13 protein-coding genes and 1 tRNA gene are annotated in these 15,200 nt (G+C 73.0%); 8 read left to right on the forward strand and 6 right to left on the reverse strand.

Annotated features, from left to right (window positions below):
• Positions 1–3 precede the first annotated feature (3 nt).
• Both H8838_RS18115 and H8838_RS18120 read right to left on the reverse strand, forming a co-directional pair.
• Positions 4–1,959 (reverse strand): FtsX-like permease family protein, encoded by a 1,956-nt coding sequence (locus tag H8838_RS18115; protein WP_185994412.1) that lies wholly within the window; start codon positions 1,957–1,959, stop codon positions 4–6.
• Entirely contained in the window at positions 1,956–2,699 is a 744-nt protein-coding gene (locus H8838_RS18120) for an ABC transporter ATP-binding protein (RefSeq protein WP_185994411.1), read from the reverse strand. The genes H8838_RS18115 and H8838_RS18120 overlap by 4 nt, the downstream gene beginning before the upstream one ends.
• Before the next feature lie 108 nt (positions 2,700–2,807).
• On the opposite strand from H8838_RS18120, the gene H8838_RS18125 reads away from it, so the two are divergent.
• Positions 2,808–4,058 carry a sensor histidine kinase gene (locus H8838_RS18125; protein ID WP_181312023.1) on the forward strand — a complete coding sequence of 417 codons (1,251 nt, stop codon included), beginning with the start codon at positions 2,808–2,810 and terminating at the stop codon, positions 4,056–4,058.
• Positions 4,043–4,708 carry a response regulator transcription factor gene (locus H8838_RS18130; protein WP_181312024.1) on the forward strand — a complete coding sequence of 222 codons (666 nt, stop codon included), beginning with the start codon at positions 4,043–4,045 and terminating at the stop codon, positions 4,706–4,708. Before H8838_RS18125 ends, H8838_RS18130 begins: the two co-directional genes overlap by 16 nt.
• Before the next feature lie 23 nt (positions 4,709–4,731).
• Here H8838_RS18130 and H8838_RS18135 read toward each other — a convergent pair whose 3' ends face one another.
• Positions 4,732–5,361 carry a CoA transferase subunit B gene (locus tag H8838_RS18135; protein ID WP_181312025.1) on the reverse strand — a complete coding sequence of 210 codons (630 nt, stop codon included), beginning with the start codon at positions 5,359–5,361 and terminating at the stop codon, positions 4,732–4,734.
• A gap of 1 nt (position 5,362) precedes the next feature.
• Positions 5,363–6,145: a CoA transferase subunit A gene (locus tag H8838_RS18140; protein ID WP_181312026.1), complete on the reverse strand. Its 783-nt coding sequence runs from the start codon at positions 6,143–6,145 to the stop codon at positions 5,363–5,365.
• Between the two features lie 148 nt (positions 6,146–6,293).
• Here H8838_RS18140 and H8838_RS18145 point away from each other — a divergent pair, with 148 nt between their 5' ends.
• The 3 genes from H8838_RS18145 (at position 6,294) to H8838_RS18155 (ending at position 10,573) form a co-directional block, all read left to right on the forward strand.
• A complete protein-coding gene (locus tag H8838_RS18145; protein ID WP_224766248.1) occupies positions 6,294–7,154 on the forward strand; it encodes an IclR family transcriptional regulator in 861 nt (286 codons plus the stop codon).
• 1,224 nt (positions 7,155–8,378) lie between these two features.
• Positions 8,379–9,398 (forward strand): ArsA-related P-loop ATPase, encoded by a 1,020-nt coding sequence (locus tag H8838_RS18150; RefSeq protein WP_185994410.1) that lies wholly within the window; start codon positions 8,379–8,381, stop codon positions 9,396–9,398.
• Complete coding sequence (locus H8838_RS18155; RefSeq protein WP_181312028.1) at positions 9,395–10,573, forward strand: ArsA family ATPase; 1,179 nt, start codon at positions 9,395–9,397, stop codon at positions 10,571–10,573. Before H8838_RS18150 ends, H8838_RS18155 begins: the two co-directional genes overlap by 4 nt.
• Before the next feature lie 85 nt (positions 10,574–10,658).
• On the opposite strand, the gene H8838_RS18160 is transcribed toward H8838_RS18155, so the two are convergent.
• A complete protein-coding gene (locus H8838_RS18160; protein ID WP_181312029.1) occupies positions 10,659–10,964 on the reverse strand; it encodes a WhiB family transcriptional regulator in 306 nt (101 codons plus the stop codon).
• Between the two features lie 274 nt (positions 10,965–11,238).
• Here H8838_RS18160 and H8838_RS18165 point away from each other — a divergent pair, with 274 nt between their 5' ends.
• On the forward strand, positions 11,239–13,593 hold the full coding sequence (locus H8838_RS18165; protein WP_181312030.1) for a transglycosylase domain-containing protein: 2,355 nt from the start codon (positions 11,239–11,241) through the stop codon (positions 13,591–13,593).
• 3 nt (positions 13,594–13,596) lie between these two features.
• Here the strand turns inward: H8838_RS18165 and H8838_RS18170 are convergent, their stop codons facing one another.
• Positions 13,597–14,055 carry a GatB/YqeY domain-containing protein gene (locus H8838_RS18170; protein ID WP_181312031.1) on the reverse strand — a complete coding sequence of 153 codons (459 nt, stop codon included), beginning with the start codon at positions 14,053–14,055 and terminating at the stop codon, positions 13,597–13,599.
• A 26-nt stretch (positions 14,056–14,081) separates the two neighbouring features.
• On the opposite strand from H8838_RS18170, the gene H8838_RS18175 reads away from it, so the two are divergent.
• Together H8838_RS18175 and H8838_RS18180 are read left to right on the forward strand one after the other, a co-directional pair.
• Entirely contained in the window at positions 14,082–15,023 is a 942-nt protein-coding gene (locus H8838_RS18175) for a metallophosphoesterase (RefSeq protein ID WP_181312032.1), read from the forward strand.
• A gap of 93 nt (positions 15,024–15,116) precedes the next feature.
• A tRNA-Pro gene (locus H8838_RS18180) sits at positions 15,117–15,193 on the forward strand.
• Positions 15,194–15,200: the final 7 nt, after the last annotated feature.

Below are 15,200 nucleotides of genomic sequence, written 5' to 3' on the forward strand. Positions count from 1 at the left end.
ACGCTAGGCCAGGACGGGGGGCTCCGTCCTCCCCCGAGTCTCATCCGCGCGCTGTTCCGAACGAGCACTCCTCGAGCCCACCAGCGCAGCGAGGACGCCCAGCGCCAGACAGGTCGACGCGGTCGCCAGCAGGGGCAGCCACGGGATCGTCAGCGGTACGGCGACTCCGGTGCCCGCCAGGTCGGCGGTCGTGGCCGTCCGGATCAGCCAGCCCAGGCTGACCGTGATCGTCCCGCCCAGCAGCAACCCGGTGGCGCTGACCAGGCCGGCCTGCCAGATCGATGCTCGGCGCACCTGGTCGCGGGTGGCGCCGAGGAGCACCAGCAGCCGGCGCTGGCGGCGCTGCTGGGAGGCGCCGATCAGGGTGGCGTTGATGATCGCGATCCCGGCGTAGAGCGCTGCCGGCCCGAGGAGGACGACGAGCCCGACGTCGTTCGAGCGCCGGGTCCGGGCATCGGTGTCCTCGATCCACTCCTGCGCCGACAGCACCCGCGCGGGCGTCCCCCTCAGGTCCTCGGCGAGGTGCTCGGTCAGCGCCGCCGGCCCCACGCCCGGCCGCGGTGCCACGAAGACGGTGCCGGTCGGTCGCCCTGCGACGCCCGGGACCGCGTCGGTGGCGACCAGGAGCTCCCCGTACAGGTCCGGGGCCTCCGGCACCACGGCGACCACACGCAGGCCGATGCGCTCCCCCTCGATCCGGACCCGGACCGTGTCCCCCAGTCCGGTCCCGGACTCACTCACCCAGCCCTCGGTGACGGCGATCGCGCGACCGTGCAGCTCACCGAGGTCGCCGCTGGTGGCGCGCAGCCCCCGGGTGGCAGCCGCGCTGACCGGGTCGACGACCTCGACCTGCTCGGGGTAGCCGGCCCCGCCCTCCTCGACGACCTGCCAGCCGACCTGCCGCCGTACGTCGGCCACCGCGACCTGCGGGTCCGCCGTCAGGGAGGCCGCTTGGGACGGCTCGACCCCTTCCACGACGAGCGGCGCTCGGAGCTGGGCGGTGTTGAGCGCGCTCGTCCAGTCCGCGGTGAAGCTGAGCGCGAGCATCAGGGACCCGGCGATCGCCGAGATCGCGACGATCGGCGCGGCCACGGCGGACGTCGTCCGGGCAGCCGCCCGGAGCTCGTCGCGCGCCATCCGGGCGCCGACGTCACGGCCGGCGAACGGCCGGGCCAGCAGTGCCGCGAGCCGCGGCACCAGGGCGGGGCCGATCGCCAGGATGCCGACCACGGCGACCTCCGGCAGCAGGATCGAGGCGATCAGGGCGAAGAGCGGCGGCAGCTCGGAGGCGAGCAGGAACGGGATGAGCACGGTTCCGAAGCAGGTCACCGCCACGACGAGCGCCCCGAGCGAGGGACGGGTCGGGACGACCGCCGCCTCCCGCAGCGCCGAGGTGGGCGAGGTCCGCGACGCCCTCCGCGCGGAGCGCCTGGCGCCGAGCAGGGCGACCGCCATCCCGCTGGGAGCCGCCACCGCCCAGGCGATCCAGGGGCTGGGCGCCTGCAGGTGGAGGTCGGTGACACCGATGGCCCGGACGAGCCCGAAGGCCACCGGCACCGCGAGGAGTCCGAGCAGACCGCCCACGACCGTGGCGACCGCGGCGACCACGACGGACTCGCCCAGGAGCAGGCGCCGGACCTGCCGCGGGGTCGCGCCGATCAGTCTGAGCAGGCCGAGCTCGCGCTGACGGGCGGCGACCACGAACCCGAAGGTGCTGCCCACCACGAAGACCGCCATGAACATCGAGACGGCCGCCATGATGCCGAACATGCTGGCCAGCCCGTCGAGCTGGCCACGTTGGGCCTCGGTGAGCCCCTCCTGACGGGCGGTGGCGTCGGTCGCCCCGACCAGTGTGGTGCTCAACGAGAGGAGGGCGACCCCCAGGGCCAGCGCCACGAAGGCACCCAGGTAGCCGCGCCAGGACGCCCTCGCACTCTGGCGGGCCAGGGAGAGCATCATCGCTCCAGTCCGTTCATGGTCGTCGCGATCGCGTCGGCGCCCGCCTGCGCGAGGTGGCCGACGACGCGGCCGTCGGCCAGGAAGAGGACGGAGTCGGCGTAGGAGGCGGCCACCGGGTCGTGGGTGACCATGACGACCGTCTGCCCCGCGTCGGCCAGTGCCCGCAGAAGGCCGAGCACGTCTCGCCCGGACCGGCGGTCCAGCGCTCCAGTGGGCTCGTCGGCGAAGAGCACCTCCGGCCTCGCGTGCAGGGCCCGGGCGATCGCGACCCGCTGCTGCTGGCCGCCCGACAGCTCGGCGGGGCGCCGGCCTGCCAGCTCCGCCAGGCCGACCTGGGCCAGCGCGGCCAGCACGGCGCCCCGGTCCACCCGGACCCCTGCCAGCCGGGCGGGCAGTGCCACGTTGTCGAACGCGGTGAGGGCGTCGAGCAGGTTGTAGGCCTGGAAGACGAACGCCATCGACGTACGGCGGAAGCGGGTCAGCTCGTTCTGCCCGAGCGACCCCAGGGAGGTGCCGCCGACCAGCACATGGCCCTCCGTGGGCCGTTCGAGCCCAGCGGCGACCTGGAGCAGGGTGGACTTGCCGGAGCCCGACGGGCCCATGATCGCGGTGAAGGTGCCTGGGCGGAACACGTGGGTCACGCCACGCAGCGCGCGTACGCCCCCGCTCCGGGAGCCGTAGGTGTGGGCGATTCCGTCGAGCGTCACGGCGGCGGCGGTCGGGGACAGGGTGCTGGTCATGGCTCCCACTGCACCAGCGCGCGCTCCGCGACACCCGGGCCCGCGCGCCCGGTTCAGGTAGCGCGGGCGCTACCCCGTTGCCGCGCCCGGTTGCCTAGGGTCGTTCCTGTGACGAGCCCTCCCGACGCATGGACCGCGGTGCGCGGGCGCCCGTGGCGCTTCCTGCTGTCGGCCTGGCCGTGGCGTGCGCTGGCCTACGACCTCGGCTCGGTCGTGGTGGGGCTGGCCTGGTTGATGCTGCTCGCCCTGGTCCTCGGCATCGGCCTGTCGACGGTGATCCTGGTGGTGGGGCTCTTCGTCCTCGCCGCCGTGCCGGCGCTCGCCCACCTGGCTGCCGTGCTCGAACGCCGACGGCTGCGCCTGGTCCTCCCGCACGGCACGGAGGAGTCCGGGGAGCGTCCGAGCCTGCGCGAGTCGTGGCGGGTGCAGCGAGGGCTTCCGGTGGCGTGGTCGGAGGTCGGGCACCTGGTGCTGCTCGCCACGCTCGGCTGGCTGGTCGGGCTCCTCGCCGCCGCCGTCGCCGCCGCTCCGGTGATCCTGCTTCTCGCCCCGTGGCTCGCGGACGACGACGTGATCGACTTCGCGGGCTGGCGGATCGACTCCGGTCCCGAGCCCTGGATGGCGTCGGCGCTCGGCCTAGTCCTCCTCGTCGTCGCGGCGTACGTCGTCACCTGGCTGGCCTGCGGCCACGCCGCGCTCACCCGCCTGCTGCTCGACCCGTCCGACGCCAGGCTGGCCGAGGCGGTCGCCGCGGTACGCCGTTCACGCAGCGGGCTCGCGGACGCCTACGAGTCCGAGCGTCGGCGCATCGAGCGGGACCTGCACGACGGCGTCCAGCAGCGGCTGCTGGCGCTGACCATGACCCTGGGGTCGGCCGAGCTCGAGGCCGAAGGGCCGACGCTCACCCTGGTCAGGCAGGCGCACGAGCAGGCCGAGCAGGCACTGGCCGAGCTGCGCACCACCGTGCGCGGCATCCACCCGCGGGTGCTCACCGACCACGGCCTGACCGCGGCGGTCCACGAGGTCGCCGACCGGTCGCCCGTACCGGTCCACCTCGGCCTCGCGCTCGACGAGCGGCTTCCCGCGCCGGTGGAGGCGGCCGCCTACTTCTTCGTCAGCGAGGCGCTGACCAACGTCGTACGCCACGCCGGGGCCGGATCGGCGCAGGTCCACGCCTGGACCGAGTCGGGCTCGCTGGTGCTCACCGTCAGCGACGACGGGCACGGCGGTGCCGAGCCGCGGCCGGGATCCGGGCTGGAGGGGCTCCGGCTCAGGGTGGAGGCGATGGACGGGTCCATGAGGATCACCAGTCCGCCGGGAGGCCCGACGAGTGTGAGGATGACATGTCCGCTCCCGTAGTACGCCCGCTCCGCATCGTGGTGGCCGAGGACGAGGCCCTGCTCCGCGAGGGCCTGGTCCGGATCCTCGAGCGGGCGGGCCACCAGGTCCTGGCCGACGTCGACGACGCCGACGCCCTGCTCGCCTTCGTGGAGCGCACCACCCCCGACCTGGTGATCACCGACATCCGGATGCCGCCGACGCACACCGACGAGGGGCTGCGGGCCGCCATCGCGATCAGGGCGGGGCACCCCGAGACCGCGGTCATGGTCCTGTCGGCCTACATCGCCGACGCCTACGTCGCCGACCTGCTCGACTCCGCCCCCGACGGAGGGATCGGCTACCTGCTCAAGGACCGGGTCGGGCACGTCCGCGACTTCCTGTCGAGCCTCGACCGGGTCGCAGCGGGCGGCACGGTCGTGGATCCCGAGGTCGTCCGGCAGCTCCTGCGACGCAGCCGCTCCGACGGCCCTCTGGCCGCCCTGACCGCACGGGAGCTCGAGGTGCTGGCGCAGATGGCCGAGGGTCACACCAACCAGGGGATCGCGGACCGGCTCTTCGTCAGCGAGGCGGCGGTGCGCAAGCACATCGGCAGCATCTTCGCCAAGCTTCCCCTCGACCCCGACAGCGACCGACGGGTGTCCGCCGTCCTGACCTACCTGCGCGGCTGACGGACACCCGCGAGGCGGGGCGGTCAGACGAGGATCTCGGGCTCCGTCTTCTCCCGCACCTCGTCCTCGGTCACCCCGGGCGCCAGCTCGACGAGCCGCAGACCCTCCGGCGTCACGTCCAGGACGCAGAGGTCGGTGATGATCCGCTGCACCACGCCGCGCCCGGTGTAGGGCAGCGAGCACTCCTCGACGATCTTGTAGGAGCCGTCGCGGGCGACGTGCTCCATCAGCACGACCACCCGCTTGGCGCCGTGCACCAGGTCCATCGCGCCGCCCATCCCCTTGACCATCTTGCCGGGGATCATCCAGTTGGCGATGTCGCCGGCGGCGGAGACCTGCATGGCGCCGAGGATCGCGGCGTCGATCTTGCCGCCGCGGATCATCCCGAACGAGGTCGCGGAGTCGAAGAACGACGCGCCCCGGCGGACCGTGACGGTCTCCTTGCCGGCGTTGATCAGGTCGGGGTCCTCGTCGCCCTCGAGCGGGTAGGCGCCCACGCCGAGGATGCCGTTCTCGGACTGGAGCACCAGCTCGACGTCGTCGGCGACGTAGTTGGGCACCAGGGTCGGCAGGCCGATGCCCAGGTTGACGTAGGAGCCGTCGGTCAGCTCCGAGGCGGCGCGGGCCGCCATCTCCTCACGGGTCCAGCTCATCTCAGGCTCCCTCTCCGCGCGGCGTCACGGTGCGCCGCTCGATCCGCTTCTCCGCCGCCTGCTCGGGGGTCAGGGCGACCACCCGCTGCACGAAGACGCCGGGGGTGTGCACGTCGTTGGGGTCGATCTCGCCGGGCTCGACGAGGTGCTCGACCTCGGCGATCGTCACTCGGCCGCACATGGCGGCGAGCGGGTTGAAGTTGCGCGCGGAGTCGCGGTAGACGAGGTTGCCGTGCCGGTCGCCCTTCCAGGCGCGGACCAGGCCGAAGTCGGTGACGATCCCCTCCTCCATCACGTACTCCCGGGTCTCCCCGTCGACGGTGAACTCGCGGGTCTCCTTGGGCGGGGAGGCGACGACCACGTTGCCCTCGGCGTCGTACTTCCACGGCAGGCCGCCCTCGGCGACCTGGGTGCCGCCGCCGGTCGCGGTGAAGAACGCCGGGATGCCGGACCCGCCGGCCCGCATCCGCTCGGCGAGCGTGCCCTGCGGGGTCAGCTCGACCTCGAGCTCCCCGGAGAGGTACTGCCGGGCGAACTCCTTGTTCTCCCCGACGTAGGACGACACCATCCGGCGCAACCGCTTGGCCATCAGCAGCTTGCCCAGGCCCCAGTCGTCGACGCCGCAGTTGTTGGAGACGGCCTCGAGGTCGTCGATCCCGGCGTCGAGCACCGCGTCGATGAGCACCGCGGGGATGCCGCACAGCCCGAACCCGCCGACCGAGAGCCGAGCTCCGCTCGGGATGTCCGCCACCGCCTCGGCGGCGCTGGCCACGACCTTGTCCATGGGCTCCTCCTGGATCGTCGGGGCCGCTGGGGAGACCGGCCCGGTCTCCGCATTCAAGAGGCCCCACCGGCAGGCGGTCAACGACCGGTCACCCAGTCGACGCGGATCTCTCGCTGTCCGAACCCGGGTGGACGGTAGCGTTCATCCAGTGGACACCCCCTCAGACGTCGTCGGCCGCGCCTCGGCCCTGCTCCGCGCGGTCGCCGAGCACGAGCCCGAGGGCGCCGGCACCTCCGTCGTGGCCCGGGCCTGCGGGCTCGCCCGCCCCACCGCCCATCGCCTGCTGACCTCGTTGGCCGAGGCCGGCCTGACCGAGCGCGACCACGAGAGCGGACGCTGGGTCCTCGGCCCCGAGCTCTACCTGCTGGGCACCGCAGCCTCCGCCCGGTACGACGTGACCGCCCTGGCGCAGCCGGTGGTCCGCCGGCTCAGCGTGGCCACCGGGGAGAGCGCCTTCTTCTCGGTCCGCCGCGGCGACGAGACGGTCTGCCTGCTGCGTGAGGACGGCAGCTTCCCGATCCGCTCCCACGTGCTGCACGAGGGGATCCGGTTCCCCCTCGGCGTCGCCTCCGCCGGACTGGCGATCCTCGGCCACCTGCCGGACAGCGAGGTCGAGGACTACCTGGCGCGGACGGACCTGGTCCCGACGTACGGCGAGGCGCACGCCGGCGCTCCGCTGCGCGAGCGGGTGGGCCGGACCCGGGCAGAGGGCTGGGCGGTCAACCCCGGCCTGCTGGTCGAGGGCAGCTGGGGGATGGCGGCGGCCGTCTTCGACGCCCGGGGGCTCCCGGCGTGGGCGTTGAGCCTGACCGGGATCGAGGCGCGGTTCTCCGCCGCGCGCCGCCGCGAGCTCGGGGTGCTCCTGCTCGAGGAGGCGCACGCCCTCACCCGGGCGCTGGCGCCCGGGGGTGGGGTGGCGCCGGGGCCCCGCCCAGCGTCGGCAGCACCGCGCTCCCGCGGAGCGCGAACGGCACCGAGGCCACCACGACCAGCGCGAGGAACCCGCTGATCATCTTGTCCGCCCAGGAGGTGACCAGGTTGGCGCCGAGCAGGGCGAGGACCGGGCTGCCGACGGCCGCGCGCAGGTTGTCGACGATCTGGTCGCTGCCGTGGCCCACGGAGCCGCCCAGGGCGGCCAGCACCGGCACCGCGACCAGGGAGCAGACCACCGCGACCAGCAGGTTGAGGCCGAGGAAGCGGGGCAGCGTGCGGCCCAGCCGCCACCGCCGCACCCCGTAGCCCCAGACCAGCGCGCCGGCCGCGTTGACCACCGCGAACGGCATCGAGCTGCCCACGCCGTCGACGAGCGAGCCCAGCGCGTTGGTGGAGACGCCCACCGCCACCCCCCACCAGGGTCCGAGCAGCATCGCCGCCACGGCGGTGCCACCCATGTCCAGGTGGACGGTCAGGCCCAGCGAGCTGACCAGCAGCCGTCCGGCGAGGTTGCCGAGCACGCACAGGCCGAGCACCAGGAGCAGCAGCCCGCCGGTCCAGGCGGCGCTGGAGGCCGGGGGCGGGTCCGGCACGGGCAACGGTGCGGGGACGGCTTCGGGCGTCGGTACGGGGGAGGCTTCGGGCACCGGTGCGGGGACCGGCTCAGGGTCTGGCGCGGGCGCGGCCAGCGCGGCCGGCGCGGCCGGCGCGGCGGCCGTCCCCTGCCGGGCCTCCCGGCAGGCCAGGGCCCACCAGCCGACACCCTCGTCGTCGACGCCCAGCGCGCGGACGATCTGCAGGACCAGCTCGGTGTCGACCCGGCGCCGGCCGGTGCGGAAGACGTCGTAGACCGTGGTGCGGGCCAGCCGCGCCTCGGCCTCGGTCTGTCCGGCCGCCCGACGGGCGAGCACCACGCGGCGGGCGATCTCGGCGTACGACGGGTCCCCCGCGTCGGCCCGCAGCTCGCGGAGAGCCAGCGCCAGCTCGTCCAGCGTGGTCGGTCGGGAGGCGCCCGTGCCGCCTGCCACCTGTGTCTCGTCCATCGCGGGGGTCAGGCTAAGCCGAGAGATGCCGTACGGCCGCTTCACGTGCAGAGAACGCACGCGAGCGGCGGTCGTCGGCGTCGGTGACTTCCCCGGCAGGTCACCGACACCGACAGCGACGCGGTCACGCCGGCCCCCGAGCGGCTCCCCGATCCTAGGGACGCCGGAGCCCGCTCCGCGGTGGTTCGAGGCGGTCGGAGACCCGTCCGGCGCGTTTCCGGACAACTCCGTACACGGCACCTGCCTATCCTGACGACGTGACCGCTGACAGCCCGTCCCCCGACTGGTCCCAGGTCGACCTGCACGTCGTCACCGGCAAGGGAGGCACCGGCAAGTCCACGGTCGCCGCAGCCCTCGCCCTGGCGCTCGCCTCGGCGGGTCGGCACGTGCTGCTCTGCGAGGTGGAGGGGCGTCAGGGCATCGCCCGGATGTTCGACGTCGACCCCCTGCCGTACGCCGAGACCCGGGTCGCCCGGGGCCTCGCCGACGAGTGCGGCCGGGCGGGCAGCGTGAGCGCGCTGCACATCGACCCGGAGTCCGCGCTGATGGAGTACCTGGCGATGTACTACAAGCTCGGCCGGGCCGGACGGGCGCTGGACCGGTTCGGGGTGATCGAGTTCGCCACCACCATCGCGCCGGGCGTGCGCGACGTGCTGCTCACCGGCAAGGTCTACGAGGCGGTGCAGCGCAACTCGCGCTGCAAGGGCGCGGTCACCTACGACGCGGTCGTGCTCGACGCCCCGCCGACCGGCCGGATCACCCAGTTCCTCAACGTCAACGGCGAGCTCGCCGGACTGGCCAAGGTCGGGCCGATCAAGAGCCAGGCCGACACCGTGATGACGCTCTTCCGCTCCCCGCGCACCGCCGTGCACCTGGTCACGCTGCTGGAGGAGATGCCGGTCCAGGAGACCGCCGACGGGATCGCCGACCTCCAGGCGGCCGACCTGCCGGTCGGCGGGATCGTGGTCAACCTGGTCCGCTCCCGCGACCTGGACGGCGAGGCGCTCGACGCCGCCTCCCGCGGCACCCTGGACACCGAGCAGATCCGCGCCGACCTGGCCGAGGTCGACCTCGACGACCAGCCGGGCCTGCTCGACGAGCTCCTGGTCGAGGCCCGCGAGCACGCCGAGCGCCGGGCCCTGGAGGAGAGCCAGCGCGAGATCGTGGACGCGCTGGGACGACCGACGTACCGGCTGCCGCTGCTCGCCGGCGGCGTCGACCTGGGCGGCCTCTACGAGCTCGCCGAGTCACTGAAGGAACAGGGGCTGGCCCGATGAGCACACGCGACCGCCGCACCCGGGTGGGGCCGCTGGCCTCCGACGTCCTCGAGGCCCCTCAGCTCGACGTCGACGCCCTGATCGACGACCCCGGCGTGGGCATCATCGTCTGCTGCGGCTCCGGCGGGGTGGGCAAGACCACCACCTCGGCGGCGCTGGCGCTGCGGGCGGCCGAGCGCGGACGACGCGTCGTGGTGCTCACCATCGACCCGGCCCGCCGGCTCGCGCAGGCGATGGGGATCGAGACCCTCGACAACACCCCCCGCCCGGTGCCGGACGTGCCCGGCAAGGGCTCGCTGGACGCGATGATGCTGGACATGAAGCGCACCTTCGACGAGGTGGTCACCAGCCAGGCCTCGCCGGAGAAGGCCCAGCAGATCCTGGACAACCCGTTCTACACCGCGCTCTCCAGCTCCTTCTCCGGGACGCAGGAGTACATGGCGATGGAGAAGCTGGGCCAGGTGCACCGGCAGGCCCAGCTGGACGGCTCCTACGACCTGATCGTCGTGGACACCCCACCCTCGCGCTCGGCGCTGGACTTCCTGGACGCCCCCGAGCGCCTCTCCAGCTTCCTCGACGGCCGGTTCATCCGGATGCTGATGGCCCCGGCCCGCGGCCCCGCGCGGCTGATGACCGCCGGCCTGAACGTCTTCACCAACGCCCTGACCAAGATCCTCGGCGCCCAGGTGCTGCGCGACATGCAGATCTTCGTCGCCGCCTTCGACACCCTCTTCGGCGGCTTCCGGGCGCGGGCGGAGAAGACCTTCGCCCTGCTCCAGGACGAGCAGACGGCGTTCCTGGTGGTGGCCGCGCCGGAGGAGGACGCCCTGCGCGAGGCGGCGTACTTCGTGGAGCGCCTCAGCGAGGAGGGCATGCCGCTGGCGGGCCTGGTGGTCAACCGGGCCAGCCCGCCCCCCGCGGTGGAGCTCTCGGCCGAGGAGGCCACGGCTGCGGCCGAGCGGCTGCGCCGCAGCGGGCGCGGCGACCTCACCGCCGGGCTGCTGCGCCTGCACGCCGACCGGGTCGCCATGGTGACCCGGGAGGCCCGCCTGGAGCAGCGCTTCGCCGCCGCGCACCCCACGGTCCCCGCCGCGGTGGTGCGGGCCCTGCCGACCGACGTGCACGACCTGGAGGGTCTGCGCGAGATCGGGGCCCTGCTCGCCGGCGAGCGCTGAGCGGTCCGGGTCGTCCGGGCCCGGGTACGACGACGCGGCCCGAGCCCCGCAGGGATCGGACCGCGACCTGCTCAGGTGCCGGGGCTCAGACCTGGACGGCCGGGCTCGCGGGCGAGCCGGTGCGGGTGTGCTCCTCGCGGGCGGTCTCCAGCACGTTGCGCCAGCTGGAGCCGGGGCGCCGACGCAGCAGCGCCCGGCGCTCACGCTCGGTCATGCCACCCCAGACGCCCCACTCGATCTGGTTGTCGAGCGCTTCCGCGAGGCACTCGGTACGCACGGAGCAACCGGTGCACAGCTGCTTGGCCTTGTTCTGCTCGGCGCCGCGCACGAACAGCTGGTCGGGGGCTGAATCCCGACAAGCTGCCTTTGACGTCCAGTCCTCGACCCACATGTTCTCTCCCCAAGATCCTCAATATGCGGGTGGACATCCCCATGAAGTCCACTCACGCTTTGTGACCAGTAGCAAAGGTATGGACCAGGGCCGGTAGCGAAACAGACTCTTATGGCCCACTTTGCATAGTCATCAATGACTAGTCCCGCAGGACCATCCGGCACCGGGAGGGGGCGTCGGGTGGTCCTGCGGCGACTCTGCGGCCGCTCCGTCCCGGCGATCCGTGCTGGTCAGGGACTGGGGAGGACGCCCCCGTCTCCCGTACATTGGGTGCATGTCGAAGCCTGACCAGGGGCCGGCCGAGGACTCCTCGCGCAGCCGGATCATGACCCACCTCGGCGTGATGGCGGCCGTCGCCACCGTCATCGGGGTGCTGACCGCCGGACTGGCCCTGCCGTTCGCGGCGGTGATGGGCGCGGCCAGCGAGGACATCTCGCGCGGCATCGACGAGCTGCCCTCCGAGCTCGAGGCGAAGCCGCTCGCGCAGAAGACCTCGGTCTACGACGCCGACGGCAACCTGATCGCCTCGCTCTACGACGAGAACCGGATCACCGTCGGGCTGCACCAGATCTCCCGGAAGATGGTCGAGGCGATCGTCGCCATCGAGGACTACCGGTTCTTCGAGCACGGCGCCCTGGACCTGCGCGGCACCCTGCGCGCCCTGGTCACCAACCAGGCCAGCGCGGGCGTCGTCCAGGGCGGGTCCTCGATCACCCAGCAGATGGTCAAGCTCACCCTGGTCGACCAGGCCGAGACCAAGGAGGAGCGGCGGGCCGCGACCGACGAGACGTACGCGCGCAAGTTCAAGGAGCTGCGCTACGCGATCGCCTTCGAGCAGAACTACAGCAAGGAGTGGATCCTCGAGCGGTACCTCAACATCGCCTACTTCGGCGACGGCGCCTACGGGATCCAGGCGGCGGCCAAGCACTTCTTCAACAAGAACGCCAAGCAGCTCAACCTCAGGGAGTCCGCGACCCTGGCGGGCCTGGTGAAGAACCCCACCGGCTACGACCCCACCAACTACCCCGAGCGGGCCCTCTCCCGGCGCAACCTCGTGCTCGACCGGATGGCCGAGCTCAACGTGATCCCGGACGAGAAGGCCGCGCAGCTGAAGAGCAGGAAGCTGGGCCTCAACATCCAGCCCGCCGCCAACGGCTGCGTGAACTCGCCCGCGCCGTTCTTCTGCGACTACGTCGTCAACTACCTGATGGCCGACCGCTCGCTCGGCAAGACCAAGGCCGACCGCGAGCGGATGATCAAGTCCGGCGGGCTGAGCATCCGCACCACCCTGAACCTCGACTACCAGCGCGCCGCCGACGAGTCGGTGCGCAACCGGGTCTACCCCACCGACCAGGCGATCGGCGGGCTGGCCATGGTCGAGCCCCGGACCGGTGACGTGAAGGCGCTCTCGCAGTCCCGGCCGATGGGCGCGAACAAGGCGGCGGGACAGACCTACCTCAACTACGTGGTCCCCCAGGAGTTCGGCGACTCGGCCGGCTTCCAGGCCGGGTCGACGTTCAAGGCCTTCGTGCTCGCAGCCGCCCTCAAGCAGGGCAACATCTCGATGAACCAGACGTTCAACTCCCCGCCGACCCTGACGGTCCGTCGCGAGGACTACATCGACTGCGACGGCAAGCCCTACGACTACGGCCCGTGGACGGTCAGCAACTCGACCACCTCGGGCGCCAAGAACATGTACACCGGCACCCGGGAGTCGGTGAACACCTTCTACATCCAGCTCATGCGGGAGACCGGCCTCTGCGAGCCCTACGAGCTGGCCAAGAAGATGGGCGTCCGGCTCACCAACCCCGAGGGCGACGAGTACGGCAACGGCGCCGAGCGGGTCGCCTCGTTCACCCTGGGCGTGCCCGACACCAGCCCGCTGGAGATGGCCGAGGCGTACGCCACCTTCGCCGGCCGCGGCCTGCACTGCGACTCCCGTCCGGTGGCCGCGATCGAGGACGCGCAGGGCAACCTGCTCAAGGAGTACCCCTCCAAGTGCCAGCAGGTGCTGCCCGGTGCGGTCGGCGACGCGGTCAACGACGTGCTGCGCGGCGTGATGGAGCCCGGCGGGTTCGGCCAGTACATCGCCCCGCCGCAGGTCTCCGCGGGCAAGACCGGTACCACCCAGAGCGGACGCGCGGTGTGGTTCGTCGGCTACACCCCCAACCTCGCGGCCGCCTCGATGATCGCCGGCGCCAACCAGTACGGCCAGCCGATCCCCCTGGGCGGTCAGACCGTCGGTGGCGGCTACATCAGCGCCGCGTCCGGCTCCGGCGTCGCCGGTCCGATGTGGGGTGACGCGATGCGGGTCATCTCCCAGTGGCTGCCCGACGAGGACTTCCAGCGCCCGGACAGCGCCCAGATCGCCGGCGCCCTGACCACCGTCCCCGACGTGGTCGGGCAGTCGATGAGCGACGCGGAGGCGACCCTGCGGGCCGCCGGCTTCAACCCGACCATCGGTGCCTACGTCAACTCCGAGGTGCCGGACGGGTCGGTCGCGGAGACCACGCCCGCCGGCGGCGCCCAGCTGAGCGGGGGCGACACCGTGGTGCTGCACCCGTCCACGGGCTACATCCCGGAGAAGAAGTCCAAGGGCAAGAAGAAGCGCAAGAAGGGCCGCGGCTGAGGGTCAGCCCAGCTGGCGACGGACCTCGGCGGCGACGACTCCCCCGTCGGCGCGACCCCGGACCTGGGGCTGCACCGCGCCCATGACCTTGCCCATCGCCCGCATGCCCTCGCCGGCCGCACCGGTCTGCGCGACGGCGTCGGCGACGATCCGCTCGAGCTCCTCGGCGGTCAGCGGGGTCGGCAGGTAGTCGGCGAGCACGTCGGCCTCGGCCCGCTCCTTGGCGGCCTGCTCCGGCCGGCCACCCTCGTCGAAGGCCACCGACGCCTCGCGGCGCTTCTTCGCCTCGCTACTCAGCACGTCGACGACCTCGTCGTCGCTGAGCTCACGGTGCGCCTTGCCGGCGACCTCGGCGTTGGTGACCGCGGTCAGGACCATCCGCAGGGTCGAGGAGCGCAGCTCGTCGCGCGCCTTCATCGCGGTGGTCAGGTCGGCACGGAGACGGTCCTTGAGGGTGCTCATGTGCTCCAGTGTGGCAGCCTTGCCGCGTGACTCCGACGCAGATCCTCTCTCGGGCCGCGGGCCTCGGCCTGGCTGCCGGCGCCTCGCTGGCGGCGTACGGCGCGTGGGAGGCCCGGCAGTACACCCTGCGCGAGGTCGACGTGCCGCTGCTCCCGGCCGGGCACCGCCCGCTCCGCGTGCTGCACCTCTCCGACCTGCACATGGCGCCGGACCAGCGACGCAAGCAGGAGTGGCTGGCCTCGCTGGCCGACCTCGCCCCCGACCTGGTGATCAACACCGGCGACAACCTGGCCCACCGGCGGTCGGTGCCCGTGGTGGCGCGCGCCCTCGGGGGGCTGCTGGACGTGCCCGGCGCCTACGTCCTGGGCTCCAACGACTACTTCTCCCCCGGGATGCGCAACCCGCTGCGCTACCTGGTGCCCGACGACGGGCGGCGCAACACCCGCGTCCCCCAGCTGCCCTGGCCCGACCTGAAGCAGGCCTTCGACTCCGCCGGCTGGCTGGACCTGACCAACGGCTTCGGCCGGCTCGAGGTCGCCGGCACGTCGATCAGCTTCGCCGGGGTCGACGACCCGCACCTGGGCTACGACGACCTGGCCCGCGTCGCCGGTCCGGCCGACCGGACCGCCGACCTGCGGCTCGCGGTCTGCCATGCGCCGTACCTGCGGGTGCTCGACCAGTTCGCCGCCGACGGCTACGACGCGATCATCGCCGGGCACACCCACGGCGGTCAGGTCTGCCTGCCCGGGGGACGCGCCCTGACCACCAACTGCGACCTGGAGCCGGCACGCGCTCGGGGCCTGCACCGGCACCCGGCCGACTCCTCCCCCGGAGACGCGGGCTCCTCGGTGCTGCACGTCTCGGCGGGCCTGGGCACCAACCCCTACGTGCGCTTCCGGGTCGCCTGCCGTCCGGAGGCCACCCTGCTGACCCTGGTCCCCCGCAGTCCCGCGACCGACCAGGCCTGACCTCGGTGTCCGTGAGGGCGGGGCGATTTCGGTGGGCGCGGTCCGCTCCGGTATGCTCGCCATGCTCGTGGGCGGTCCTGCACTGTCCGCGATCGGGCTGTGGCGCAGCTTGGTAGCGCGCCTCGTTCGGGACGAGGAGGCCGCAGGTTCAAATCCTGTCAGCCCGACCAGTTTGAT

The sequence above is a fragment of the Nocardioides campestrisoli genome (assembly GCF_013624435.2).
Classification (GTDB): Bacteria; Actinomycetota; Actinomycetes; order Propionibacteriales; family Nocardioidaceae; genus Nocardioides; species Nocardioides campestrisoli.

What these genes read in the sequence shown, in the direction of transcription:
- H8838_RS18140 (WP_181312026.1), bottom strand. Translation starts at nt 6,145, where the DNA reads ATGGACAAGGTCGTGGCCAGCGCCGCCGAGGCGGTGGCGGACATCCCG.
- H8838_RS18130 (WP_181312024.1), top strand. Translation starts at nt 4,043, where the DNA reads ATGTCCGCTCCCGTAGTACGCCCGCTCCGCATCGTGGTGGCCGAGGAC.
- H8838_RS18135 (WP_181312025.1), bottom strand. Translation starts at nt 5,361, where the DNA reads ATGAGCTGGACCCGTGAGGAGATGGCGGCCCGCGCCGCCTCGGAGCTG.
- H8838_RS18155 (WP_181312028.1), top strand. Translation starts at nt 9,395, where the DNA reads ATGAGCACACGCGACCGCCGCACCCGGGTGGGGCCGCTGGCCTCCGAC.
- H8838_RS18170 (WP_181312031.1), bottom strand. Translation starts at nt 14,055, where the DNA reads ATGAGCACCCTCAAGGACCGTCTCCGTGCCGACCTGACCACCGCGATG.
- H8838_RS18165 (WP_181312030.1), top strand. Translation starts at nt 11,239, where the DNA reads ATGTCGAAGCCTGACCAGGGGCCGGCCGAGGACTCCTCGCGCAGCCGG.
- H8838_RS18120 (WP_185994411.1), bottom strand. Translation starts at nt 2,699, where the DNA reads ATGACCAGCACCCTGTCCCCGACCGCCGCCGCCGTGACGCTCGACGGA.
- H8838_RS18115 (WP_185994412.1), bottom strand. Translation starts at nt 1,959, where the DNA reads ATGATGCTCTCCCTGGCCCGCCAGAGTGCGAGGGCGTCCTGGCGCGGC.
- H8838_RS18160 (WP_181312029.1), bottom strand. Translation starts at nt 10,964, where the DNA reads ATGTGGGTCGAGGACTGGACGTCAAAGGCAGCTTGTCGGGATTCAGCC.